At 40.8% G+C, this 22,167-nt stretch carries 27 protein-coding genes, 3 pseudogenes and 1 riboswitch; of the genes and pseudogenes, 21 read left to right on the forward strand and 9 right to left on the reverse strand.

Features of this window, described 5'->3' with window-relative positions; genetic code table 11:
- Positions 1–154: 154 nt before the first annotated feature.
- Together ACTNB8_RS01210 and ACTNB8_RS01215 are read left to right on the forward strand one after the other, a co-directional pair.
- A pseudogene (locus tag ACTNB8_RS01210) lies at positions 155–694 on the forward strand (manganese catalase family protein); the annotation flags it as partial.
- A 130-nt stretch (positions 695–824) separates the two neighbouring features.
- Positions 825–2,161, forward strand: a pseudogene (locus ACTNB8_RS01215) (transposase).
- A gap of 366 nt (positions 2,162–2,527) precedes the next feature.
- Here the strand turns inward: ACTNB8_RS01215 and ACTNB8_RS01220 are convergent.
- Both ACTNB8_RS01220 and ACTNB8_RS01225 read right to left on the reverse strand, forming a co-directional pair.
- Positions 2,528–2,911, reverse strand: a complete 384-nt coding sequence (locus ACTNB8_RS01220) for a hypothetical protein (RefSeq protein ID WP_441051599.1) — start codon at positions 2,909–2,911, stop codon at positions 2,528–2,530.
- On the reverse strand, positions 2,902–3,354 hold the full coding sequence (locus tag ACTNB8_RS01225; RefSeq protein ID WP_441051932.1) for a helix-turn-helix domain-containing protein: 453 nt from the start codon (positions 3,352–3,354) through the stop codon (positions 2,902–2,904). Before ACTNB8_RS01225 ends, ACTNB8_RS01220 begins: the two co-directional genes overlap by 10 nt.
- Before the next feature lie 180 nt (positions 3,355–3,534).
- Here ACTNB8_RS01225 and ACTNB8_RS01230 point away from each other — a divergent pair, with 180 nt between their 5' ends.
- Positions 3,535–3,741, forward strand: a complete 207-nt coding sequence (locus tag ACTNB8_RS01230; protein WP_441051602.1) for a helix-turn-helix domain-containing protein — start codon at positions 3,535–3,537, stop codon at positions 3,739–3,741.
- A 191-nt stretch (positions 3,742–3,932) separates the two neighbouring features.
- Here ACTNB8_RS01230 and ACTNB8_RS01235 read toward each other — a convergent pair whose 3' ends face one another.
- Positions 3,933–4,304 (reverse strand): hypothetical protein, encoded by a 372-nt coding sequence (locus tag ACTNB8_RS01235; protein WP_441051604.1) that lies wholly within the window; start codon positions 4,302–4,304, stop codon positions 3,933–3,935.
- Positions 4,305–4,483: 179 nt separating this feature from the next.
- Complete coding sequence (locus tag ACTNB8_RS01240; RefSeq protein ID WP_441051607.1) at positions 4,484–4,837, reverse strand: hypothetical protein; 354 nt, start codon at positions 4,835–4,837, stop codon at positions 4,484–4,486.
- 107 nt (positions 4,838–4,944) lie between these two features.
- Here ACTNB8_RS01240 and ACTNB8_RS01245 point away from each other — a divergent pair, with 107 nt between their 5' ends.
- Complete coding sequence (locus ACTNB8_RS01245; RefSeq protein ID WP_441051610.1) at positions 4,945–5,139, forward strand: hypothetical protein; 195 nt, start codon at positions 4,945–4,947, stop codon at positions 5,137–5,139.
- Here ACTNB8_RS01245 and ACTNB8_RS01250 read toward each other — a convergent pair.
- Entirely contained in the window at positions 5,123–5,332 is a 210-nt protein-coding gene (locus ACTNB8_RS01250; protein ID WP_441051613.1) for a hypothetical protein, read from the reverse strand. The two genes, ACTNB8_RS01245 and ACTNB8_RS01250, sit on opposite strands and share 17 nt — an antisense overlap.
- Positions 5,333–5,502: 170 nt before the next feature.
- Between ACTNB8_RS01250 and ACTNB8_RS01255 the strand changes: the two genes are divergently transcribed.
- The 8 genes from ACTNB8_RS01255 (at position 5,503) to ACTNB8_RS01290 (ending at position 9,314) form a co-directional block, all read left to right on the forward strand.
- Positions 5,503–5,646 (forward strand): hypothetical protein, encoded by a 144-nt coding sequence (locus tag ACTNB8_RS01255; RefSeq protein ID WP_441051614.1) that lies wholly within the window; start codon positions 5,503–5,505, stop codon positions 5,644–5,646.
- A 21-nt stretch (positions 5,647–5,667) separates the two neighbouring features.
- Positions 5,668–5,820, forward strand: coding sequence for a hypothetical protein (locus ACTNB8_RS01260; protein WP_441051617.1), 153 nt, complete (start codon positions 5,668–5,670; stop codon positions 5,818–5,820).
- Positions 5,808–6,002: a hypothetical protein gene (locus tag ACTNB8_RS01265; protein ID WP_441051620.1), complete on the forward strand. Its 195-nt coding sequence runs from the start codon at positions 5,808–5,810 to the stop codon at positions 6,000–6,002. Before ACTNB8_RS01260 ends, ACTNB8_RS01265 begins: the two co-directional genes overlap by 13 nt.
- A 53-nt stretch (positions 6,003–6,055) precedes the next feature.
- The gene (locus ACTNB8_RS01270; RefSeq protein WP_296158249.1) at positions 6,056–6,241 is read left to right on the forward strand and encodes a hypothetical protein; all 186 of its coding nucleotides are present in this window, start codon (positions 6,056–6,058) and stop codon (positions 6,239–6,241) included.
- Positions 6,242–6,427: 186 nt separating this feature from the next.
- Positions 6,428–7,066, forward strand: coding sequence for a rolling circle replication-associated protein (locus tag ACTNB8_RS01275; RefSeq protein WP_441051622.1), 639 nt, complete (start codon positions 6,428–6,430; stop codon positions 7,064–7,066).
- A 155-nt stretch (positions 7,067–7,221) separates the two neighbouring features.
- Positions 7,222–7,536, forward strand: a complete 315-nt coding sequence (locus ACTNB8_RS01280; protein WP_441051625.1) for a hypothetical protein — start codon at positions 7,222–7,224, stop codon at positions 7,534–7,536.
- Complete coding sequence (locus ACTNB8_RS01285; protein ID WP_296157101.1) at positions 7,526–7,858, forward strand: ribonuclease; 333 nt, start codon at positions 7,526–7,528, stop codon at positions 7,856–7,858. Before ACTNB8_RS01280 ends, ACTNB8_RS01285 begins: the two co-directional genes overlap by 11 nt.
- A 34-nt stretch (positions 7,859–7,892) precedes the next feature.
- Positions 7,893–9,314, forward strand: coding sequence for a GH25 family lysozyme (locus tag ACTNB8_RS01290; protein WP_441051628.1), 1,422 nt, complete (start codon positions 7,893–7,895; stop codon positions 9,312–9,314).
- A 365-nt stretch (positions 9,315–9,679) separates the two neighbouring features.
- On the opposite strand, the pseudogene ACTNB8_RS01295 reads toward ACTNB8_RS01290, so the two are convergent.
- The 3 genes and pseudogenes from ACTNB8_RS01295 to ACTNB8_RS01305 all read right to left on the reverse strand — a co-directional run.
- Positions 9,680–9,778: pseudogene (locus tag ACTNB8_RS01295) on the reverse strand (manganese catalase family protein); the annotation flags it as partial.
- A 3-nt stretch (positions 9,779–9,781) separates the two neighbouring features.
- On the reverse strand, positions 9,782–10,066 hold the full coding sequence (locus ACTNB8_RS01300) for a spore coat protein CotJB (RefSeq protein ID WP_441051630.1): 285 nt from the start codon (positions 10,064–10,066) through the stop codon (positions 9,782–9,784).
- Complete coding sequence (locus tag ACTNB8_RS01305; protein ID WP_441051632.1) at positions 10,063–10,398, reverse strand: spore coat associated protein CotJA; 336 nt, start codon at positions 10,396–10,398, stop codon at positions 10,063–10,065. Before ACTNB8_RS01305 ends, ACTNB8_RS01300 begins: the two co-directional genes overlap by 4 nt.
- 172 nt (positions 10,399–10,570) lie before the next feature.
- Between ACTNB8_RS01305 and ACTNB8_RS01310 the strand changes: the two genes are divergently transcribed.
- The 8 genes from ACTNB8_RS01310 to ACTNB8_RS01345 all read left to right on the forward strand — a co-directional run bounded on the left by ACTNB8_RS01310 (position 10,571) and on the right by ACTNB8_RS01345 (position 19,141).
- Positions 10,571–11,107 carry a flavin reductase family protein gene (locus ACTNB8_RS01310; protein WP_441051635.1) on the forward strand — a complete coding sequence of 179 codons (537 nt, stop codon included), beginning with the start codon at positions 10,571–10,573 and terminating at the stop codon, positions 11,105–11,107.
- Positions 11,108–11,128: 21 nt separating this feature from the next.
- Positions 11,129–11,638 (forward strand): NUDIX hydrolase, encoded by a 510-nt coding sequence (locus ACTNB8_RS01315; RefSeq protein WP_441051636.1) that lies wholly within the window; start codon positions 11,129–11,131, stop codon positions 11,636–11,638.
- Between the two features lie 3 nt (positions 11,639–11,641).
- The gene (locus ACTNB8_RS01320) at positions 11,642–12,943 is read left to right on the forward strand and encodes a Na+/H+ antiporter NhaC family protein (protein WP_441051639.1); all 1,302 of its coding nucleotides are present in this window, start codon (positions 11,642–11,644) and stop codon (positions 12,941–12,943) included.
- A 77-nt stretch (positions 12,944–13,020) separates the two neighbouring features.
- Positions 13,021–13,202: riboswitch (cobalamin riboswitch) on the forward strand.
- A gap of 153 nt (positions 13,203–13,355) precedes the next feature.
- Positions 13,356–14,714 carry a sirohydrochlorin cobaltochelatase gene (locus tag ACTNB8_RS01325; RefSeq protein ID WP_441051640.1) on the forward strand — a complete coding sequence of 453 codons (1,359 nt, stop codon included), beginning with the start codon at positions 13,356–13,358 and terminating at the stop codon, positions 14,712–14,714.
- 117 nt (positions 14,715–14,831) lie between these two features.
- Positions 14,832–15,809 carry a hypothetical protein gene (locus tag ACTNB8_RS01330; protein ID WP_441051642.1) on the forward strand — a complete coding sequence of 326 codons (978 nt, stop codon included), beginning with the start codon at positions 14,832–14,834 and terminating at the stop codon, positions 15,807–15,809.
- Complete coding sequence (locus ACTNB8_RS01335) at positions 15,810–16,982, forward strand: ABC transporter substrate-binding protein (protein ID WP_441051644.1); 1,173 nt, start codon at positions 15,810–15,812, stop codon at positions 16,980–16,982.
- A 15-nt stretch (positions 16,983–16,997) separates the two neighbouring features.
- A complete protein-coding gene (locus tag ACTNB8_RS01340) occupies positions 16,998–18,014 on the forward strand; it encodes a FecCD family ABC transporter permease (RefSeq protein ID WP_441051645.1) in 1,017 nt (338 codons plus the stop codon).
- A complete protein-coding gene (locus ACTNB8_RS01345) occupies positions 18,014–19,141 on the forward strand; it encodes an ABC transporter ATP-binding protein (protein ID WP_441051647.1) in 1,128 nt (375 codons plus the stop codon). The genes ACTNB8_RS01340 and ACTNB8_RS01345 overlap by 1 nt, the downstream gene beginning before the upstream one ends.
- 47 nt (positions 19,142–19,188) lie before the next feature.
- Here the strand turns inward: ACTNB8_RS01345 and ACTNB8_RS01350 are convergent, their stop codons facing one another.
- Positions 19,189–19,800 (reverse strand): TetR/AcrR family transcriptional regulator, encoded by a 612-nt coding sequence (locus ACTNB8_RS01350; protein WP_441051648.1) that lies wholly within the window; start codon positions 19,798–19,800, stop codon positions 19,189–19,191.
- Between the two features lie 292 nt (positions 19,801–20,092).
- On the opposite strand from ACTNB8_RS01350, the gene ACTNB8_RS01355 reads away from it, so the two are divergent.
- On the forward strand, positions 20,093–22,162 hold the full coding sequence (locus ACTNB8_RS01355; RefSeq protein ID WP_441051650.1) for an efflux RND transporter permease subunit: 2,070 nt from the start codon (positions 20,093–20,095) through the stop codon (positions 22,160–22,162).
- The last annotated feature ends 5 nt before the right edge of the window (positions 22,163–22,167 follow it).

A 22,167-nucleotide genomic window follows, 5' to 3' on the forward strand; every position in this document is an offset into this window, starting at 1 on the left:
TTGGCTATGGGGTAAACCATAGCGTTTTTTTGTAATATAATTAGAAATTACAAGAAAAATTATAAAAGAAGAACTCCCACCTTAAAAAAATGGGAGTTTTTCAGTGCCCTTATAAACACTGGGTTTGCGGCACTATTATAGGGTATTGCACTCTGGTGGCCCGGATGGTGAAATCGGGGCTTCCATGCGCTATCTTTCCCAACGTTTTGCAATGCCTGACAAAGTGTCCGCTGCAGTATTAACAGATGTAGGTACGGAAGAGCTTGCACACCTGGAAATGGTATCCACCATCGTCCACCAGCTGACCAGAAATCTTTCTATGGAAGAAATTGAAAAAAGCGGTTTTGGCCCGTATTATATTGATCATACTGTAGGCATCTGGCCCCAGGCAGCAGGTGGTGTTCCTTTTAATGCCTGTGAATTTCAAAGCAAAGGCGACCCGATCACCGATTTGTTTGAAGATCTGGCTGCAGAACAAAAAGCACGCTCCACTTACGACAACATTCTCCGTGTTGTAAGAGACATACCCGAAGTTGCAGACCCAATCCGCTTCCTGCGGGCACGTGAGATCGTACACTTTCAGCGTTTCGGTGAAGCACTCCGTTCTCTTCAGGAACATCTGGAAGCCAAGAACTTTTATGCTTTCAATCCCAGTTTTGATAATCCATGTGAAGCTTCCTGCAAAAAAGGCTAAAATAACAAACTCCCCGGCTCATTCCGGGGAGTTTGTTTCAGACTGTAGACAAAGCCCTGTTTTTGCAGGGTTTTGCTATTGTTGGAACCGCTTTTCTGATATAATAAATATCAGAAGGGCGGTGTTTTTTATGATGACGAAAAATGCAGATAAAAAAAGAGAACAAATGATGATGTTTTCCATGGATGACATGGTACCTCAAAACCATATGCTGCGATTGATTGATAAAGCAATCAATTGGAACTTTATTTATGATCTGGTTGAAGAAAAATACTGTCCGGATAACGGCCGCCCCAGTATGGATCCCGTTATGCTGATAAAGATACCATTCATTCAGTATCTCTATGGAATAAAAAGCATGCGGCAGACCATGAAAGAGATCGAGGTAAACGTTGCATACCGCTGGTTTCTCGGACTAGACATGTTAGATCCAGTACCTCATTTTTCTACATTTGGAAAGAATTATACCCGCCGTTTCAAAGATACAGACCTTTTTGAGCAGATCTTTTCAAAGATTTTGGAAGATTGTATGAAATATAAGCTTGTAAATACAGAACAGATCTTCGTGGATGCAACACATGTAAAAGTCTGTGCAAACAGTAAAAAAATGCGTAAGCGGGTTGCACACGAACAGGCTCTCTGGTATGAAGAGGAATTAAATAAAGAGATTGAAAAAGATCGTCTAGCACATGGAAAAAACCATTGAAGAAAAAAGATGATAACCAGCCACCTGCATCCGGTGGAACCGGAAATGATAAGGATTCTATATCTGAAGAACTTCCTGAAGATGTGAAAACACAAAAATGCAGCATCAGCGATCCGGAAAGTGGATGGTTTCGAAAGGGTGAACATAAACACGTTTTTGCATATGCTGTAGAAACTGCCTGTGATAAACATGGCTGGATCCTTGGATATCAACCACTTTTTCCGTATACCCGTCCCAAGACCAAAGAAGGCTTTTTCGGAAAACACGAATTCGCATATGATGAATACTATGATTGTTGTATATGTCCGGGAGCACATATATTGACATACAGTACAACAAACAGAAGTAGATATAAAGAGTATAAAAGCTGCGGTGAACATTGTGCTGAATGCCAATATCTTTCAAAATGCACAGAAAGTAAGGATCATGTAAAAATGATCACACGTCATGTATGGGAAGAATATATGGAAGTGGCAGAAGACATTGGGCACACGATAGGAAACAGACAGATCTATCAGTTAAGAAAAGAAACCATAGAGAGGATATTCGGTACAGCGAAAGAACAGCATGGATTTCGATATACGCAATATGTAGGAAAGGCACGGATGGAGATGAAAGCCGGGCTTACCTTTGCATGCATGAATCTGAAAAAACTGGCAAAGATTCTGGAAAAACGAGGCTGGAATACAGCCACTTTTTTATATTTTGAGCTAAGAACAAGAATAAAACCAAAATTTAAAGAAAAATGGTGCTGGGCATAACACCCAGCACCAAGTTTGTCTACAGTCTGAGCTTTGGAATACAATTCCAAAGCTCTTCCGCTGTACTCATAATAATCACCCTTTTTGTAAGGCTTAGATCAGATGAGAGCACGTCCCCTGGCTTCCTGGGTAAATATATTCTATTGTCAAAGTATCTGTCTGTCCGATCGGACACGCTATTATTGCATTTAAAATTTGAAGCAAAATAAAAAGGTGCTACCATAATGGCAACACCTTAATAGTAAGCCAAGTAACAAGATGGGCGGCGTATCCATCATCTCAGGTACTCTTACGAGTGTGTCGGGAGCCTTTCCGACCTTTGCTACTTGTTTATTATCTTATGTCATTATTATAAATATATATTCACTATTTGTCAAATCTTTTTAATCGACCATTTTCTATCCCATGTTGCAATTTTCCAGGGGTGATTGTGTGCAATGTAGCAACATAGAGATAATCTTCTGCCATATCGAGCTTTATACCTATTTGAACATTCTCACTCATTACTTTTACCAATTCAAAACTTGTTCCTTTTTCGTTTGGATTTACACCAATATAATCAGGATCTTCAATAATAGAAGATAACAAAGATAAATAAGGGAGACATTCAGGGTGCCTTTTCTCAATATGTTTTTGCAAACCTTTTGACTGATAAATGAAATCATACTTTAAAGGTTCTGAAAGATAATCATTGAACTGCAAATTAAAAGGAGCAGTAATAAATACTTTAGGTTTCATTTTCATTCCCATTCTGAATCATCATTCATAATATCAAGATCATGCTGAACACCTTCCGATGTCTGTTTAACATCTGTACGGGCATGAGCGGCGAGAACGTCTTCTTCCATCTGCTGGGTGGAGAGAAGATTCTGAGAGTATGTGAGTACTTTTCTCTGGTTGTGTTCATTTAATTTCCTATAGGAAAGAACCAAATCAGCTTCATTTTTAGTTTCGCAATGAACATTGTATAATTCAATAGTGGCAGCAGGTGCAGAGGATTCGTTCCACCCCATTAAATATGCAGGAGAGACATTTAGTGCATCTGCTAATTTTGCGATTTTGTCACGGCGCATATTTGCGATCATTCCGTTTTCCCATTTTCGGACAGTACTTTTTCCTACACCTACTTTATTTCCTAACTCTTCAAGAGTCATATTGTTTTCTAAACGTAAATTTTTTATGCGTGTTCCCATACTTTCCAAACCAGTTCACCTCCGTTACGGAAATAATATCATAAATGTGTCTTTTACGCAACATATAAATATAAAACAAATAAAAAGTGTCATAAAATACACAAATGGTATTGACAGAGGTGAAATAGATGTGGTATTTCATAAGTGTCCTAAACGACACAGGAAAGGAGGAAGTGTTGGATGGATAAATACAAATTAGAATATGAAATGAAAAAGAGAAAAATAAGTCAAGAAGAGCTTTGCAAAAAGATTCATATCAGCAGATCGGCATTTTATAGAAAATGCAATGGCTTATCAGAATTTATTCAGAGTGAAATTCAGGCTATCATAGATTTATTGGAACTTGAATCTCCTATGGGAATTTTTTTTGCAGAAAAAGCGTCCTAAAAGACACAAAAACATTCAAACCAGAAAGGAGGCGAAAGAAGTTGCAATTAGCATGTTGTATTGTAGGTACAGGGCTTTTGATTTTAGCGATTGTTATCTCTGCTTTTTCTGAAAATAACGTAATATGGCTTGTATTACTGATACTAGGAGAGATAGTTGCGTTTTTGGGCTATGCCCCTGTATTGTTGGAACTAAAACTCTTTGGATAATAACTGGATGCAGTGTTCATACAGTTTGTCGGTATCCTTGGAAGCACCATTTTGCAATACTTCGTTTGCTAAAAGAAAAAGGGAACGCCGAACACTTCGACGATGACAAACGGTTGCTAACTTAAGAGATTTTTTGTAAAAAGCCAAAGCAAAACCGCACTTTTCAGTACCATATTGACAGGAAGAATAGGCATCAGTGAATATTTCGCATAATTCAAGGCGTTTTACAATTGTAGAATTCATTTTTGAAATTTTGTATTCCTTGATGGAATGGATGAGAGCAGTGATTGTCGGAGCAACAATGGCCGCAAAAGCAGTTACAAATGCAGCTGTAACAGTAAAATTGTTATCCATAATTTTTGCCCTTTCGCAATATTTGGTACATCAATGTCTGTAATTAGAATAGGAGCAAAAGTGGTAAAAAGTTAATATTTTTGTTATACCAGAAGAAGGGAGCGTAGAGATGATAGACAAAATAAAGTTTTTTCTTGAAGATGCCGCAATCCCCATCATTGGCGGTATCATAGGAAGGTTCATAGGGATGGGGATAGCAGTACTGTTAGGAATATTGTGATCAGAGTTGTAATGATTGCAATGACGATAGGAAGGACGATTTGTAACAAAACAAACTGTAGATTGAACCATTGCTTACTTTCGACTTCTGCGATGCCTAGCTCATCAAGTTTAAAGAGAGTATCTTCACGAAACGGAACAGGTTCACCATATTGATTGGTGCTTCCGCCAATTTGGACAACATAATGACTTCGGACAAGGCTGTCCAGTATTTCGTCAATATCATCAAATTGCATATTCAATTTTGAATATGAGACAGATTTTCGATGGTATATGTATCGAAGAATTTTTAAAGAATATTTGGTAATGGTCATGAGGAACTCCTTTCGTTGTAGATAACTAAAGTATACAGGATTTAATGCAAGGAAACAATGAGCAACTGAATCAGGCAAAAAGGAATCAGCGTAAGGGGGTGAGAGAAGTGAGAGAAATTAGATCATTGGAAGTAGATATAGATAAAGGAATATTAAAAATTAACGGACAGGATGCTGACACACCTACAATCGTAACTCTACCGGGACCTGAAGGATGGCCGTTGCAAAGATTATTTGCTTTGTCAACAGATGCGCTGGTAGAGTGCAATCGAATAGATGTTGTGCTTAATAATAAGTCTTGATGAATCGTATGCCATCTGTAGTAGCATAGTCAATCATTTTGATTAAATGGTTATTTACAAATGTACTAGCGATATCAGAAATGTTTTTGCCAGCATTAGGTGGAACGGTAATTAAAAGATACTTTCCGGCAGAATCTTCGCACTCAGTAAAGTAAGTATCATAACCATTTATATTTATTGACTTTGGTTCCATATTGTCACTCCTTTCATTTTACTCGGACATGGCAGTGTCCTGTAAATTCAGTATAGGAGGACATCACATAATACACAATATGCACAACCAGAATAGACAGGAATTGAAGAAAAAGGATATAGGAACCACAGACAAGTACATTTCATACCATATCACAGGGAGGTGAGGCTGTGAAGAAGATAGAATTCATCACCAGAATACAGGTTAATGGTGTAAAAGAAGAGGTTTCGGGTGCAAAAGCATCTGAGATTGTCCGGGAACGTGTGGAAAACGCACTTCAGGCAATGAACTATGAGAGAAAGGCTGCCGGATAAGGGCAGCGGGGAGGGACAAGCATGAGAGATTTAATTGATTCCGTTCTGATCGGAGGCTGCGCAAGTTATCTTCCGTTCTGGATCTGGGATAACGCAGGTGGTCAGATTGCCGGAGCACTGGCACTGATCGGAATGACATACATAGCAAGGATGTGGAAAGCATGGACGAACTGATCAGACTGGAAATTGAGAACCGGGCACTCTGGAATGTGATCAATGAAGCCAGAAGGATCCTGGAAGACCCATGTGCACATCATACGACACAGGAAACGAGGGCCAGAAGTCTTCTGAACCGGACTGGATACTACATAAACCGTTCCTGCAGGGAAGGGCAGGCATACGAATTCCAGAGCTAGAGATCAAAGAAGAGATTTCTTGAAGAAATAAAAACACTGACAGGAGCAGATAAATGAGACTGACAAGAAAGAATCCCAACGGATCCTACAGGATCCCCATGTGTACCCAGAAGACGATCCGCATGGAATGGCAACAGGAAGAATTAAATGTATTTGGTGAAGTCGCCAACCTTTTGGGGGAATATGAAGATCTTGGGACACCGAAAGAGTTAAGAGAACTTTTAAAACAAAAAAGGTGACCCGTGTACGGGAATACACGGGCCGGGTTATGTCCTCACGACAATAATAATACATTATTATGATAGCATCTGGAGGGCATAGCGTCAAGAGATTACAGGAGAAATCCTGTAATTTTTTTTACCGAAAAACGGGGGAAAACCGCCGTATTAGGACTTGATTAAGATATTAAAGTTAGGACATACGCTATGGTAAAGAGAGAAGAATACAGCTTCCGGAAAAAGATGATCATAGAGATCCGGAAACATCATGCTGGGAATTATGGTGCACCTGGAAAAAAGAGGATAAAAAAGAAGAAGCCTACAGAAGAACAGATGCGTCTGGTGAATGCACAGAACAAAGCCATGCGGTGCAGACACAGGCTGTTGGAATACTTCACACCGGGGGTCTGCTTCGGGACATGGACCTATGCCATGGGGAACCGTCCACCTGATATGGTGGCAGCTTTGAAAGATTTCCAAAAGGCTATCCGGAAGGTGAGGGCTGAATACAAGAAAAGAGGATATGAACTTTTCTGGATCCGCAATATCGAAAGAGGTACAAAGGGAGCCTGGCATATCCATTTTGTAGTGAATGAGATCGGTGATACAGCCAGCATCATGCAGAAAGCCTGGACAAAGGGAGGTACCTATTCCGTGGAGATCCGGAACGACCCGAAGATCTATGATGAGGATTTTACAAAGTTGGCTGCGTACATGACAAAAGATGAGTATACCAGGGAAGAAAAGAAAGACGGTACTCTGGGAAAATCCCGTCTGAAAGAGTCAAGTTACAATACAAGCCGGAACGGTAAAACTCCACTCAACCGAATTGTCTTTCGCTATTGAAGGAAAGGTGTGAGATGTTCCTTCACAAATTATAGCCTTATTTGACTTCGTGTTTAATTCTTTATCTGTCAGTTTTTAATATGATTAGAGCAGCACCATAAATTCTTTCAATTTAAGTAAATTTGCGCCGGCGCAACCGGAGAAAGTGTGAAATATTGAAAGAAATACTTATGCAGACCTACATTATTGTCCTGCCTATAATCCTGGGGTATATCGTCTGGCTTCTGAAGAACCAGAAAAAGGACCGGGACGCAAACAGCAAGGGAACCATGCTCCTGCTTCGTGTACAGCTGATCGAATATCACACAAAGTACATGAAAGAGGGCAGTATCCCTTCGTATGCCTATGAAAACTTTAATGAGATGTACCAGGCATATCATGAACTGGGAGGGAATAGTATGGTGACAAAAATGAAAAAAGAAATTGATGAATTGCATTTAAAGAAAAAGGAGAATGACCATGGATATTAATGTAATGATGCAGTATGTAACTTATGGACTGGCGCTGATCGGTGTGCTTGCCTTCCTGGTATCAATTATTGTTCAGGTGATCAAAGAGATGCCGGGGCTTAAGAAAATCCCCACAAGTGTTGTGGCGCTTGTCACATCACTGATCCTGTGTCCTGTAACGCTGGCGTTTTTGTGCGCATATTATAAAGTATCAATCACAGGCTATTACATTTTTGCTTCTTTCGTTGCCGCATTTATTGTATATCTGGTTTCGACAGGCGGCTGGGAGAAGGTAAAATCCATCTGGGACAGAACAAAGTATAAAGATTCTGAGGGCGAGTGATCGTCCTCTTTTTTGATTCTTAGGAGGGATTCTTATGGAAATCAAAGGTATTGATGTTTCTGCATGGCAGAAAAAGATTGACTGGAAAAAAGTGGCAGCCTATGGAATGGGATTCACTATTATCCGGATCACGGAAGCAGGAAACGTGATCGACCCGTATTTTGAAGCCAACTACAAAGGCTGTACGGAAAATAAGATTCCTGTTGGCGTGTACCGGTATTCTTATGCAATGAACATTGCAGAAATCCAGAGTGAAGCAAGAAAGATCGTCAGCATTCTGAATGGCCGGAAGATCCAGTATCCGGTGTTCCTGGACCTGGAATATAATTCACAGCGCCGCCTTGGTGCTGAGAGTATCCACAAGATGGCTGAGGCTTTCCGGGAGATCATTGTGGCAGCAGGCTATGAATTCGGAATTTATTGTAATTTGGACTGGTACAACACTGTGATCTGCTCTCATTTGAAAAAATATGATTTCTGGATCGCCCGCTATCCCACTAATGACAAGGGAATTCTGGTGGAACGGCTTCGGCCGGATTTCGGAATTGGCTGGCAGTACAGTAGTAAGGCTGTGATTCCGGGTATTTCCGGAAAAGTAGACAGGAATGTGTTTTATAAGGATTACAGCAAAACAGAACCGAAGAAGGAGGAAACTACGGTGGATAAGTTAAAAGAATTCACGGACCTTGGGGATTATTATGCCGGTGAAACGACAGGCACCCCATATCTGGAAAAGAAATCAGCAGCATATCTGGACGATTTCCAGAAGAATACCGGTTACAATAATTATACAAAGTTTGCCCGTGATGTAAACTCCTGGGGACAGCCAGGGTGTCAGGGGCAGCCATGGTGTGCGGTATACCAGTTCTGGAAGCTGGTAAAAGTATTTGGCCTTGCAAAAGCCCTCCAGATCATGGGAGGCGGTTTTTATAACTGCAGAAATGTTACACGACATGCACAGACAAAAGGTACCTGGAAGAAAACACCGAAGAAAGGTGCACTGATCATCTTCCGGAACGGCGCACATATTGGTTCTGTGCGGAAATTTGACACTACTTACGTATACACCAACGAAGGAAATACTTCCAGTGCTTCCGGAGTGATCGCCAACGGTGGCTCCTGCAGGAACAAGAAATACAAACTGACTTCAAGAGACATTGACGGTTATGTATGGATTGACTACGGAACAGGAACAGATCAGAAATCAACAGAGACTGCGAAGACTCTGAGTAAGACACCGAAATGGGTAGGAAAAGTCACCGCAACAGAACTGAATGTCCGTTCCTGGGCAGGTAAAGAGAATCCGACCATCAAGAAGTGGCCGCTCCTGAAGAAAGGAAATCTGGTAGACGTGTGTGATACCATTAAAGCTGCAGATAAATCCAGCTGGTATTATATCCGGATCGCCGGTAAGTACTACGGTTTTGTATCTGCAACGTATATCAAAAAACAGTAATAAACGGAACAAAAACCCCGGAAGTGTGCGAGACTTCCGGGGGTTTCGTTTGCTCTCAATGGATTATCACCATAATCCTTAGCTGTTTTTATCATATGCTATTAAATCCAAAAAGTCACCCTGATTTTTACAATAAAAATATACAGCACCCTCATAGACTGTGGTATAATACAGGTACAATAAGCTTGGAGGTGAGCATAATGAAATATGTAGGACTATTTTTTATTATATTAGCCGGCAATATTGTAGCGCATTATATCTGTAAATGGATTGATAAAAAGTAAAAAAACTCCCGGCAGGTACCCATCTGCCGGGAATATTGTATCATCTCAAAATGTCAATTTTTTGCATTATAGGGTATGGAAGTCCGGGCCACCGTACTGACTCATGATATACTGTGCGATTTTTGCATTGGGAGTTTTGATATTTACCGGGTATTGGAGTCTTTTTTCATAATTCCACATAAATTATCTGCACCCTCCTTCCATCTGCCATGGAAATGGCTGTTCAACCCATTTCCAGGTATTGCTGTCAGATTCCAGTGCATCATCAATGGTAAGAGGTCCATAACACTGGGCATATTCCTTCATCAGTTGCTGGCGCTCCCGGGCACAGTCCTGATAAAATGTGAGAGCTTCCTGACAGCCGGGATGAGTATCAAGATAGAGAAGAATATCATCAACGGCAAAACTGACCTCATTAATACGGTTCAGAAGTTTTTCTCTGGGTGTACAGGAATTTCGATACATCATCTCTGCATGCCCCTCCTTCCGCAAAATGGTTTACACAACTGAGGAAAAACAGTTCCTTCTTTCAGAGCATAGCCAAGGTCATAAACTGTGGTAAATTTCTGACAGGGTATATAGGCCATAGTGGGTTCCATCTGATCTATATGTGTATACATTTCCGGATCATTGCTCTTGACTCCCGGAAGCTGACATGAGCAGGACGAAGAAGAAGGCATTGGTTTTTTTCCGGAGGAAGAGCGACAGGAACACTGCTGCCCTGACATCATCTCTCTGGCCATTCCGCAGGTTGCATTATATGGGCGACCGCATGGACGGTTCATCTGAAAATTTTCCATGAACAAATCCTTTCTGCCATAAAAGTTATTTCCATATATTTTATGACATAAAATAAAAATGGTGCAGATAGCAATGTACTGGCAAAAAAATAAAGTATGATAATTATACACTTGCGCAGGATACTTTTTTACTTTATTATGATAAAGAAAAAGCTACAGGAGGAAATCTTAAATGAAGGAAAAAATAGATGTATATGAACATATGGGAGAAATTCTGAAAAGGGTCAGAAAGGGTGTGCTTATTACAGGAAAAGCCGATGGCAGAATAAATTCCATGACAATTTCATGGGGCATGACCGGAATTGAATGGGGAAAACCTGTTTTTGTTACTTTTATCAGAGAAAATCGTTTTACCAGAAGTCTTCTGGAAAAGAATGGTGAATTTACAGTCAGCATTCCTGTTGATGACAGTGCGAAGAAAATTCTTGGATTTTGCGGTTCAAAATCAGGAAGAGATGTAGATAAAGCGAAAGAACTTGGATTCACTTATGTGGAGCCTGAGATGGTTTCTACACCGGGAATAAAAGAACTGCCACTGACACTGGAATGCAAAGTGATCTACAAACAGAAACAGGACATGGCTGCTATGACGGAAGAGGACAGGGTAAAATTTTATCCACAGGATGTTGACAGTTTTTCTACGGGAGCAAACAAAGATACACATGTTGCATATTACGGCGAGATCGTCAATGCATATTTAATTAAATAGAAGAACAGGGGAGATATCAAAATGGAGTTATGGGATATCTATGATGCAGATAAAAAACCGACAGGCAGAACAATGAAACGTAATGACTGGTGTCTGAAAGATGGAGAATATCATCTTACTGTGCTTGGAGTGATTGGAAGACCTGACGGAACATTCCTTATTACAAAAAGAGTTATGACAAAAGCATGGGCTCCTGGCTGGTGGGAAGTTTCAGGTGGAGCAGCACAGGCAGGTGAAGCTTCAGAAGATGCAGTCCTTCGCGAAGTGAAGGAAGAAACCGGACTGGATGCATCGGAAGCTGAGGGAGGCTATCTTTTTACATATAAAAGAGAAAATCCCGGAGAAGGTGACAACTATTTTGTTGACGTATATCGCTTCATTATGGATATTGATGAAAAAGATCTGAATCTTCAGACCGAGGAAACAGATGGATATATGTTTGCTACATTGGATCAGATTAAAGCCTTTGCAGAAGAAGGAATATTTCTTCACTATGACAGTATTAAAGAGGCTTTTAAAAAGCAGGTGTAATTTATGGAATTTCTGGTTCTTGGAATTTTCTGCACTTTCCTGATCCTGTGTATTGTATCAGAAGCTTCTATTATATATGCACTTCTGGCCGGTTTTGTACTTTTTATGGGCTACGGAAAAAGCAGAGGCTATTCATGGAAAGAACTTGGGCATATGGCTTTTGAGGGAATATATAAAGTAAAAAATATTCTGATCACATTTGTGCTCATCGGAATGATGACAGCTCTGTGGCGTGCAGCAGGAACAATTCCGGCAGTGATCTGTTATACAGTCCGGTTTATACAGCCATCTGTGTTCTTGCTTATGGTTTTTCTGCTGAATTGTCTGGTTTCTGTACTGACAGGAACTGCACTTGGAACGGCGGCAACTATTGGTGTAGTCTGCGCAACGATGGCTTCTGCGTTGAAAATCAGTCCATGGCTTACTGGCGGGACAATCCTTTCAGGTGTATATTTTGGTGACCGCTGTTCGCCGGTATCGACAAGTGCACTTCTTGTTGCGGAATTGACTGAAACCAATATTTATCAGAATATAAAAACGATGATAAAAAGTGCCGCAGTACCATTTGTTCTTAGCTGTATTCTCTATGGATTGATCAGTATGAGAGCCGGGCGCAGCGCAGAACTTCCGGATCTCGTACATATATTCAGCGGACAGTTTGTGATCAGCTGGATTGCGCTTCTTCCTGCAGTTGTAATACTGGTATTGTCTGTGCTGCAGGCAGGGGTAAAAATCTCAATGCTTGCGAGTATTCTGACGGCAGTTCCTGTATGTGTTTTTACACAGGGTATAAGCTGGCAGGAGCTTTCACAGCTTCTGATAACCGGGTTTCATTCCGGTGATGCGGCGATGGCGGCCATGTTGAATGGCGGAGGCATTGTTTCCATGATTAAGGTCGGGGCAATTGTATGTATCTCTTCATCATATTCAGGAATATTTCAGGAGACCGGAATTCTGGATCATGTACAGAAAATTGTGGAGGAACTTGCTGAAAAAACATTCCCTTTTCTTGCAGTGTTTGTAACTGCCGTTATTACGAGCATTGTAGCATGTAATCAGACACTTGCCATCATGCTTACAAGACAGCTGTGCGAAAAAACAGAAGAAGATCAGAAAAAAATGGCCGGATATCTGGAGGACAGTGCTGTAGTCATAGCACCCTTGATTCCCTGGTCAATTGCATGTGCAGTTCCACTGTCAGCAGTCGGTGTATCGGAAATCAGCATACTGGCAGCTTTTTTTCTTTATCTTCTTCCGGTCTGTGAATGTTTCGCTGCGTTTATCAGAAAGAAAAAGAACGTATAAAAAGTTTGTAAAAAAGAACAAAAATCATAAGTAGACTATTGAATTCTTGAGGTGAATGTGCTATTCTGTCTGTAAATTAAATATAGAAAATAACAGGTGCTGATAAAAAAGTTAAAAGGGAAACAGGTTAGAATCCTGTACGATCTCGTCACTGTATTTGGGGAGTAGTAATCTACAATATAAGTCACTGGAAAACCGGGAAGGCAGATTACTATGATGATTCATAAGCCAGGAAACCTGCCTGTTGTTGGTACGGGAATATGCATTCCGGATCACGAGTAATTGATTGTACCGTTTTAATCTGTTGCGAGGATCCTTTTGCTGTGTGTGAAAGGCTTTTTTGTGATGGCAGGCGGTTTGCATTTTCCATATCATACTTTATATTTTCTATAGAAAACAGGAGGATAAAGAAATGAAAAACAAAACTGTAAAAGCACTTGCCATTTTACTGGCAGCAACAACTGTATCCATGATGGGTGGCGTAAGCGCAATGGCTGCTGATGATACTGCAACAGAGGCAGATGCAGCAGAAGAAACAACGGACGATGCTGAAGCAGAAGACGATGCTGAAGCAGAAGACGGAGAAGCTTCTGATGATCAGGCAGCAGCAGATAATGTAGCTGCTCTCATTGACAAGATTTATGTTCAGGAAAGAACTGATACAACAGATGAAGACTGCAAAGCTGCAAAAGAAGCATGGGATGCTCTTACAGATGCGCAGAAAGAACTGGTAGAAGGCGAAGAAGCAAGTCCGGAATATTTCGGCGCTGATACAGGTGATGCATCTAACGATGATCCGCGTAACCAGGATGAGATTGGTGAAAACGAACTTCTTGTAGTAAGCTTTGGAACTTCTTTCAACGACAGTCGTGCAGAAGACATCAAAGGAATCGAAGATGCTCTTCAGGAAGCATATCCGGATTGGTCAGTAAGACGTGCTTTCACAGCACAGATCATCATCAACCACGTAGAAGCAAGAGATGATGAATATATTGACAACATGGATCAGGCTCTTGAGCGTGCAGTTGATAACGGAGTTAAAAATCTTGTTGTTCAGCCTACACATCTGATGCATGGCGCTGAATACGATGAAATGGTAGGAGTAATTGATAATTATAAAGATAAATTTGAATCTGTTGCCATTGCAGAGCCAATGCTTGGAGAAGTTGGAGATGATGCTACAGTAATCAATGATGACAAGAAAGCAGTTGCTCAGGCTATCACAGATGAAGCATGCAAAGAAGCAGGATACGATGATATGAAAGCAGCAGCCGATGACGGCACAGCATTTGTATTCATGGGACATGGAACATCTCATACAGCTAACGTTACATATGATCAGATGCAGACACAGATGGAAGATCTTGGATTTACAAATGCTTTCATTGGAACTGTAGAAGGTAAGCCGGAAGATACAGAATGCCAGGCTGTTATTGAGAAAATCAAAGATGCCGGATTTAAGAAAGTTGTTCTTCGTCCGCTGATGGTTGTTGCAGGTGATCATGCAAACAACGATATGGCTGGTGATGATGAAGATTCCTGGAAGAGTCAGTTTGAAGCAGCTGGTGCATTTGACAGTGTAGACTGCCAGATCGCAGGTCTTGGAAGAATCGAAGCTGTTGAAGATCTGTATGTAGCTCATACAAAAGATGCTATCGATTCTCTTGGAGCAGAAGATGGAGCAGAAGTATCTGATTCAGAAGATACAGAAGAAGCTGCAGATGCAGAAACAACAGATGAAACAGCAGAAGATACAGAGGCTGCTGAATAATAAGAAATACTGGCCTGGGCAGTAGCGTTCAGGTCTGAGAGTAATAATTACAGCTGCCCGGAGGTTTGAGATGACTTCCGGGCAGTTTCTGTAAATATAACAAAGGAGAGTATTATTATGAAACGTTCAATGGCTTTAATGGTATGTGCATTAAGTAGTGCTATGGTACTGGGAAGTTTCAGCCCTGTTATGGCAGGCGGAATCAAAACTGTGCAGACAGCAGTAAAAGACGGTGAGGTCAGTGAAACTGAGAAAGCTGATTCCAAAGAAGACAATCAGGAAGATACTGCAGAAGAAATAGCAAAAGAAGAAAATGGTACGACAGACAGTGCAGCAGATACAACTCTTGAGGATGGAGTATATACTGCGGAATTTGACACGGACAGCAGCATGTTTGCAGTAAATGAAGCGAAGGACGGCAAAGGTGAACTGGTTGTTAAAGACGGTAAGATGACAATTCATGTGAACCTGAAAGGCAAAGGAATCCTGAATCTGTTTATGGGAACAGCAGAAGATGCAAAAAAGGAGGGCGCAGAACTCCTTGAGCCAACAGAAGATGAAGTAACATACAGCGACGGATACTCAGAAAAAGTGTATGGATTTGATATTCCAGTACCTGCTATTGATGAGGAATTTGATGTTGCACTTATTGGTAAAAAAGATAAATGGTATGACCATAAAGTAAAAGTCACAAACCCTGTAAAAGCAGATGACAGCGCGGGAGAAGGTTCTGAAGATACAAAGAAAATGACAGCAGAAGATCTGAAGCTGGAAGATGGCAGTTATACAGTTGAAGTAACCATGGAAGGCGGAACAGGACGTGCTACAATAGAGTCTCCGGCAGCAATTGAGGTGAAAGATGGGGACGTTACAGCAACAATCGTATGGAGCAGTCCAAATTATGATTATATGCTGGTTGGAGATAAGAAATATGAACCTGTAAATAAAGATGGAAATTCTACCTTTGAGATTCCGGTAGACGGTTTTGATTATCCGATGGAAGTTACCGCAGATACTGTAGCTATGAGTACTCCACATGAAATTGATTATACGTTACAGTTTGATTCTTCGAGTATCAAAGAGGCAGATAAATAAATGAAAAAGAAGATACATATATTGGTAAGCCTGGCGCTCAGCACATCTCTTCTGGCGGTGACTCCGGTAATGGCAGAAACATCAGAAACGGAAACAAAGACTGAACAGAGTACTGAGACGAAGACGGATCTTGCAGGACTTAAATATGATCACAGTCTGGAACTTCAGTATGCGGATCAGTTTTCCGTAGATTACTATGAAGGTGGATATGCGCTGATCACAATTGAAGGAGACGGGCAGTTCCTTCTTGTTCCGGAAGGAAAAGATGCACCGGAAGGTCTGGACAAAGATATTGCAGTGATACATAAACCAGTGCAGAATATTTATCTTGTGGCAACATCTGCTATGGATCTTTTCTGCGCACTGGATGGGCTTGACAGCATCAGCCTTTCCGGGACTGATGCAGACGGATGGTATATTGATGAGGCAAAAAAAGCACTGGAAGACGGAAGTATTCTTTTTGCAGGAAAATACAGTGCGCCGGATTACGAACTGATCCTTTCCAAAAACTGTGGACTTGCAATAGAATCTACAATGATTTCTCATTCACCGGAAGTTAAAGAAAAACTGGAAAGTTTTGGAATACCTGTTCTTGTGGAGCATTCCAGCTATGAGAGTTATCCTCTGGGAAGAACAGAGTGGCTGAAACTCTACGGAGTTCTCCTTGGCAAGGAAGATATGGCTGATGAACTTTTTCAGGAACAGGTGGAGAAACTGAAATCAGTGGAAGACAGTGATAATACAGGTAAAACCGTTGCATTTTTTTACATTAATTCTATCGGGGCTGCCAATGTTCGAAAATCTAATGACTATGTGTCAAAGATGATTGAGCTGGCCGGAGGTAAATACATTTTTGACGATCTTGGAGATGAAAACGCTCTTTCTACGATGAATATGCAGATGGAAGAGTTTTATGCCGGAGCAAAAGATGCGGATTATATTATTTATAACAGCACAATTGACGGTGAACTGTCATCTGTGGATCAGCTGCTTTCAAAGAGTGCACTTCTGGGAGATTTCAAGGCAGTGAAGGATGGAAATGTATGGTGTACTTCACAGAATCTTTTTCAGGAGACGATGGAACTGGGAACAATGATCGAGGATATTCATACCATGCTTACATCTGATGATCCGGATCTGGATACACTGACGTACATGCATAAACTTAAATAAAGGAAGGAACGCAATATGCGGAAGAAATTACAGTTCAGATATCTGATTTCGTTTGTTCTGCTGATATTTCTGCTGTGCTTTTTTATAGTATGGAATATTAATGCAGGAAGTATTGATATTTCATTGAAGGAAGTATTTGATATTCTGTTTTGCAGAAACGGACAGGAAACAGCTTATAATATTGTATGGGAGATTCGTATGCCGAGAATTCTCGCTGCAGTGATCCTTGGAGGAGCACTGTCTGTGTCTGGTTTTCTTCTGCAGACGTTTTTCGGAAATCCAATTGCAGGTCCATTTGTTCTGGGAATTTCTTCCGGAGCCAAACTGGTGGTTGCTCTGGTAATGATCTATCTTCTTGGAAAATCAATGGTGGCAACTTCAGGTATCATGATCATTGCAGCTTTTGCAGGTTCAATGATCTCAATGGGATTTGTGCTTGCTGTTGCAAAAAAAATCAGACAGATGTCAATGCTTGTTATCTGCGGAATTATGATTGGATACATCTGCTCAGCAGTTACTGATTTTGTTGTGACATTTGCAGATGATTCCAATATTGTCAATCTTCATAACTGGTCACTGGGAAGTTTTTCAGGCACAAGCTGGGATAATGTAAAAGTTATGACAATCGTGGTAGTGCCGGTTTTGATCATTACATTTCTGATGTCAAAACCGATCGGTGCATATCAGCTGGGAGAGGGGTATGCGCAGAATATGGGCGTGAACATTAAGGTGTTCCGTGTGGCGCTTATTCTGCTGTCCAGTATTCTTTCTGCATGTGTGACTGCTTTTGCAGGCCCGATATCATTTGTTGGAATTGCTGTGCCGCATCTGGTAAAAAGTCTTCTGAAGACCTCAAAACCGATACTGGTAATTCCAGCTTGTTTTCTCGGCGGAGCAGTATTCTGTCTGTTCTGTGACCTTATTGCAAGAACAGTATTTGCACCGACAGAGCTTAGCATAAGTTCTGTAACGGCTGTCTTCGGAGCACCGATCGTTATTTATATCATGATTCACAGGAAGAGGAATGCATAATGGGAGATTTTTTTGTCCGTACAGAACAGATGACAGTCGGCTATGATGGAAAGCCGCTGATAAAAAATATTGAGATTCAGCTGAAAAAGGGCGAAATCCTGACGTTGATCGGACCAAACGGTGCAGGAAAATCCACTATCCTGAAAAGTATGACCAGGCAGCTGAAACTGGTAGGCGGAACTGTTTATCTGAATAATGAAATGATGAATCATATGTCGGGAAAAGAAGTGGCAAGGCGTCTTGCTGTTGTTATGACAGAACGAATACGTCCGGAACTTATGTCCTGTGAAGATATTGTTGCAACAGGGCGCTATCCGTATACAGGAACACTCGGGATTCTGGGAGAAGAAGACTGGGAGAAAGTTCACAGAGCTATGGAGATGGTTCATGCACTGGAATTTAAAGACAGAGATTTTACTGCGATCAGTGATGGTCAGAGGCAGAGGATCCTTCTTGCAAGGGCTATCTGTCAGGAACCGGAGATTATTGTTCTGGATGAACCGACTTCATTTCTGGATATCCGCCATAAGCTGGAATTACTTGCAATTCTTAAGAAAATGGTCCTGGAAAACGGAACGGCTGTTCTGATGTCACTTCATGAACTGGATCTTGCACAGAAGATATCTGACAAGGTGATCTGTGTTCATGGTGATAAAATCGAAAAATACGGAATACCGGAGGAAATTTTTACATCAGAATATATCCATCATCTTTATGGAATCACAACGGGAAGCTATAATGCTTCATTTGGATGTCTGGAGATGGAATCACCGAAGGGAACACCGAAGATTTTTGTGATCGGTGGAAATGGAACAGGAATTCCTGTTTACCGTAAACTGCAGAGGGCAGGCATACCGTTTGTGACCGGGGTGATCCATAAGAATGATATGGATCATGAGGTGGCGAAAGTGCTTGCTACAGAAGTGATCGCAGAAGAGCCTTTTGAGGAAATCAGTGAGAAAAATCTTGAGACAGCCAGAAAATGGCTGGATTCCTGTGAACAGGTGATCTGCTGTGTGGATGTGTTTGGAAAAATGAATGCAGGAAATCGGGAATTGTCTGAAATAGCCCGTAAAGAGGGAAAACTGATTACAATAACTGAATATATGAAACAGAAAAACAGCTGATCATGACAATCGGCTGTTTTTATTTGTACAGAAATATATAAAATTATTCAATTTGCAGAAGCAGTAGTATAACTGGCAAGGATGCCGTCAATGGATTTGTGGAGATAAGGCATATATTCTTCCAGAGGAACCGGCTGCTGGTACAGGATGCAGTTGTAGCAGGTAGAACTTGCAAGCTCGATCACAGAGAAAAGCAGAAGATCTGGATGCTCATAAGTGCGGGAGTCCTGCGCTATAAGCTGAAGGTACATATCATAAAATTTACAGTCTGCATCAGGCATCTGGCCTTCGAGAGCTGCCTGAAAAACACTCCAGGAAAGATTCTTGGAAACAAAGATCAGAAGCTGGGAATCATTTTTCAGATTTTCCAGAATATGATCAATCATAAAATGAAGCTGTGCAGGAAATCCGGTGATGTGATTTTCTATAACAGCCTGATATGCTGCATAAAAAAGATCCTTTGTTTTGTGCGAGGCAAGTTTGTTGCGGATGTCGTATTTATCTTTGAAATATAAATAAAAGGTACCTTTGGCCACACCGGCTTTTTCTACGATATCTGAGATAGTCGTCTTGTTGGGACCTTTGGTCGTAAAAAGTTCAAATGCCGTATTGTACAGAGCATCTTCTTTTTTCTTTTTATTCAGTTCTAATTTTCCCATGAGAAGACCTCCCTGTATAAAATATATCCATTCGTCAACTATTATAGACAAAAATGACTAAAAGTCAATATTGAAAAAATAAGCTGTTTATTTTTGGACACTTTGTGGAAAATGGATATTGACTATCAGTCAGTTTTATTATATAACTCTATTCGGATAAAGAAAATGACTGATAGTCATAAATGATAAAAAGAATCAATAAAATGTTACTGTTCACTCCGTTCACAGCAACTTGGACAGTAACAACAAAATTGCTGTAGACAAAAACGGCAGGACAATTAAGGAGGCAGTAATGATTAAGGTAGGAAAATGGATCGCAAAGCATAAGGTACTGATCGTATTGATCGGTCTGGTGCTTCTGGTTCCGTCAGTGATCGGAATTGCGGCAACAAGAGTTAATTATGATATTCTGAGCTATCTTCCGGAGTCTCTGGAAACAGTAGAGGGTCAGGATATCATGGTAGATGAATTCGGAATGGGCGCCTTTTCCATGGTTGTTGTAGAAAACATGGATATGAAAGACGTGGCTGCTTTGAAAGCAAAATTTGAAGATATCGATCATGTGGAAGATGTACTCTGGTATGACAGTGTGGCAGACCTGAGTTTTCCGGTGGATATGCTCCCGACCAAAATTAAAAATGTATTTTTTAAAGGCGATGCCACAATGATGATTGCACTCTTTGACAATACCACTTCTTCTGATGCGGCAATGGAAGCTGTAACAGAGATGCGTAAGGTAGCAACAAAAGAATGTTATATCAGCGGTATGTCAGGCGTTGTTACCGATATCAAGAACGTGGCACTGGAAGAAATGCCAATCTATGTAGTAGTTGCAGCAGTGCTTTCTTTTCTTGTTCTTTGTCTTTTCATGGATTCACTGGTGGTTCCGGTTCTGTTCCTCTTAAGTGTAGGACTGGCGGTTCTCTATAACCTGGGATCCAATATTTTCCTGGGGAGTGTTTGTTACATCACAAAATCCCTGACAGCAGTACTTCAGCTGGGTGTTACAATGGACTACTCCATTTTCCTTCTGAACTCTTTTGAGGCATATAAGAAGAAATATGAAGACAAAGACAGAGCTATGGCTCATGCCATTGCAGATACATTTAAATCTGTAGCAGGAAGTTCTGTAACTACAATTGCCGGTTTTCTTGCGCTTTGTGTTATGACTTTTGCACTTGGACGTGATATGGGTATCGTAATGGCAAAAGGTGTTGTAATCGGAGTTATCTGTTGTATAACAATACTTCCGGCTATGATCCTTCTTTTTGACAAAGCTATCGAAAAGACAAGACACAGAGCACTGATACCGAATCTTGACAGAGCGTCAGAATTTATTACAAAGCACTATAAAGTATGGATCATCATCTTCCTGGTAATGCTGTTCCCGGCAATTTACGGAAACAATCATACACAGATTTATTACAATATTGATAAATCACTTCCTTCCACATTACCAAGTAATGTTGCAAATGATAAGCTAAAAGATGAGTTTGATATGAGTACTGTACATATGGTACTTCTGAAAAATGGTCTTGACAGCCAGCAGAAAACAGAAATGCTTGATCGTATGGATAAAGTAGATGGAGTTAAATGGGCTCTGGGACTTAATTCCTTCATCGGACCAACATTTCCGGAATCCATGCTTCCATCTGATTTGAAGAGTATGCTGGCATCTGATGATTATGAGATACAGTTTATCTGTTCTGAGTATTCTTCAGCAACGGATGAATGTAATGCACAGCTTGCAGAGATCCAGAAGATTGTAAAAGAATACAGTCCGGAATCCATGGTTATCGGTGAGGCACCTCTTATGAAAGACCTTCAGGATACCACAGACGTTGACCTGCAGAGGGTAAATATCCTTTCTATTGCAGCCATCTTCGTGATCATACTTCTGGTGTTCAAATCAATTTCACTGCCGTTTATCCTTGTGGCAGTTATTGAATTTGCAATTTTTGTAAACATGGCAATTCCTTATTATCAGGGAGTCACACTTCCGTTCGTAGCAAGCATCGTAATCGGAGCAATCCAGCTTGGTGCAACGGTTGACTATGCGATCCTGATGACAAGTAACTATCAGAAACAGCGTCACCTCGGAAAGAGCAAAAAAGAGTCTGTTTCTATTGCACACAAGTTTTCAATGAAGTCGATCATTATCAGCGGATGTAGTTTCTTTGCGGCAACATTTGGTGTAGCCCTGTATTCAAAGGTTGACATGATCGGTTCCATCTGTACACTTCTGGCACGAGGTGCTGTAGTAAGTACGATCGTAGTATTGCTGGTTCTTCCTGCAATGTTTATGATTTTTGATCCGATCATCGTCCATACATCAAAGGGATTTTTACCGGATAAGAAATAAATTAC

The organism is Blautia sp. HCP28S3_G10 (genome assembly GCF_052065235.1).
Lineage (GTDB): Bacteria > Bacillota > Clostridia > Lachnospirales > Lachnospiraceae > Blautia_A.

Bases quoted from the DNA above. Each gene is read 5' to 3' on its own strand.
- ACTNB8_RS01220 (WP_441051599.1), bottom strand. From the start codon at position 2,911: ATGGGAATGAAAATGAAACCTAAAGTATTTATTACTGCTCCTTTTAAT.
- ACTNB8_RS01225 (WP_441051932.1), bottom strand. From the start codon at position 3,354: ATGGGAACACGCATAAAAAATTTACGTTTAGAAAACAATATGACTCTT.
- ACTNB8_RS01230 (WP_441051602.1), top strand. From the start codon at position 3,535: ATGGATAAATACAAATTAGAATATGAAATGAAAAAGAGAAAAATAAGT.
- ACTNB8_RS01235 (WP_441051604.1), bottom strand. From the start codon at position 4,304: ATGGATAACAATTTTACTGTTACAGCTGCATTTGTAACTGCTTTTGCG.
- ACTNB8_RS01240 (WP_441051607.1), bottom strand. From the start codon at position 4,837: ATGACCATTACCAAATATTCTTTAAAAATTCTTCGATACATATACCAT.
- ACTNB8_RS01250 (WP_441051613.1), bottom strand. From the start codon at position 5,332: ATGGAACCAAAGTCAATAAATATAAATGGTTATGATACTTACTTTACT.
- ACTNB8_RS01260 (WP_441051617.1), top strand. From the start codon at position 5,668: ATGAGAGATTTAATTGATTCCGTTCTGATCGGAGGCTGCGCAAGTTAT.
- ACTNB8_RS01265 (WP_441051620.1), top strand. From the start codon at position 5,808: ATGGACGAACTGATCAGACTGGAAATTGAGAACCGGGCACTCTGGAAT.
- ACTNB8_RS01270 (WP_296158249.1), top strand. From the start codon at position 6,056: ATGAGACTGACAAGAAAGAATCCCAACGGATCCTACAGGATCCCCATG.
- ACTNB8_RS01275 (WP_441051622.1), top strand. From the start codon at position 6,428: ATGGTAAAGAGAGAAGAATACAGCTTCCGGAAAAAGATGATCATAGAG.
- ACTNB8_RS01285 (WP_296157101.1), top strand. From the start codon at position 7,526: ATGGATATTAATGTAATGATGCAGTATGTAACTTATGGACTGGCGCTG.
- ACTNB8_RS01290 (WP_441051628.1), top strand. From the start codon at position 7,893: ATGGAAATCAAAGGTATTGATGTTTCTGCATGGCAGAAAAAGATTGAC.
- ACTNB8_RS01300 (WP_441051630.1), bottom strand. From the start codon at position 10,066: ATGATGTATCGAAATTCCTGTACACCCAGAGAAAAACTTCTGAACCGT.
- ACTNB8_RS01305 (WP_441051632.1), bottom strand. From the start codon at position 10,398: ATGGAAAATTTTCAGATGAACCGTCCATGCGGTCGCCCATATAATGCA.
- ACTNB8_RS01310 (WP_441051635.1), top strand. From the start codon at position 10,571: ATGAAGGAAAAAATAGATGTATATGAACATATGGGAGAAATTCTGAAA.
- ACTNB8_RS01315 (WP_441051636.1), top strand. From the start codon at position 11,129: ATGGAGTTATGGGATATCTATGATGCAGATAAAAAACCGACAGGCAGA.
- ACTNB8_RS01320 (WP_441051639.1), top strand. From the start codon at position 11,642: ATGGAATTTCTGGTTCTTGGAATTTTCTGCACTTTCCTGATCCTGTGT.
- ACTNB8_RS01325 (WP_441051640.1), top strand. From the start codon at position 13,356: ATGAAAAACAAAACTGTAAAAGCACTTGCCATTTTACTGGCAGCAACA.
- ACTNB8_RS01330 (WP_441051642.1), top strand. From the start codon at position 14,832: ATGAAACGTTCAATGGCTTTAATGGTATGTGCATTAAGTAGTGCTATG.
- ACTNB8_RS01335 (WP_441051644.1), top strand. From the start codon at position 15,810: ATGAAAAAGAAGATACATATATTGGTAAGCCTGGCGCTCAGCACATCT.
- ACTNB8_RS01340 (WP_441051645.1), top strand. From the start codon at position 16,998: ATGCGGAAGAAATTACAGTTCAGATATCTGATTTCGTTTGTTCTGCTG.
- ACTNB8_RS01345 (WP_441051647.1), top strand. From the start codon at position 18,014: ATGGGAGATTTTTTTGTCCGTACAGAACAGATGACAGTCGGCTATGAT.
- ACTNB8_RS01350 (WP_441051648.1), bottom strand. From the start codon at position 19,800: ATGGGAAAATTAGAACTGAATAAAAAGAAAAAAGAAGATGCTCTGTAC.
- ACTNB8_RS01355 (WP_441051650.1), top strand. From the start codon at position 20,093: ATGATTAAGGTAGGAAAATGGATCGCAAAGCATAAGGTACTGATCGTA.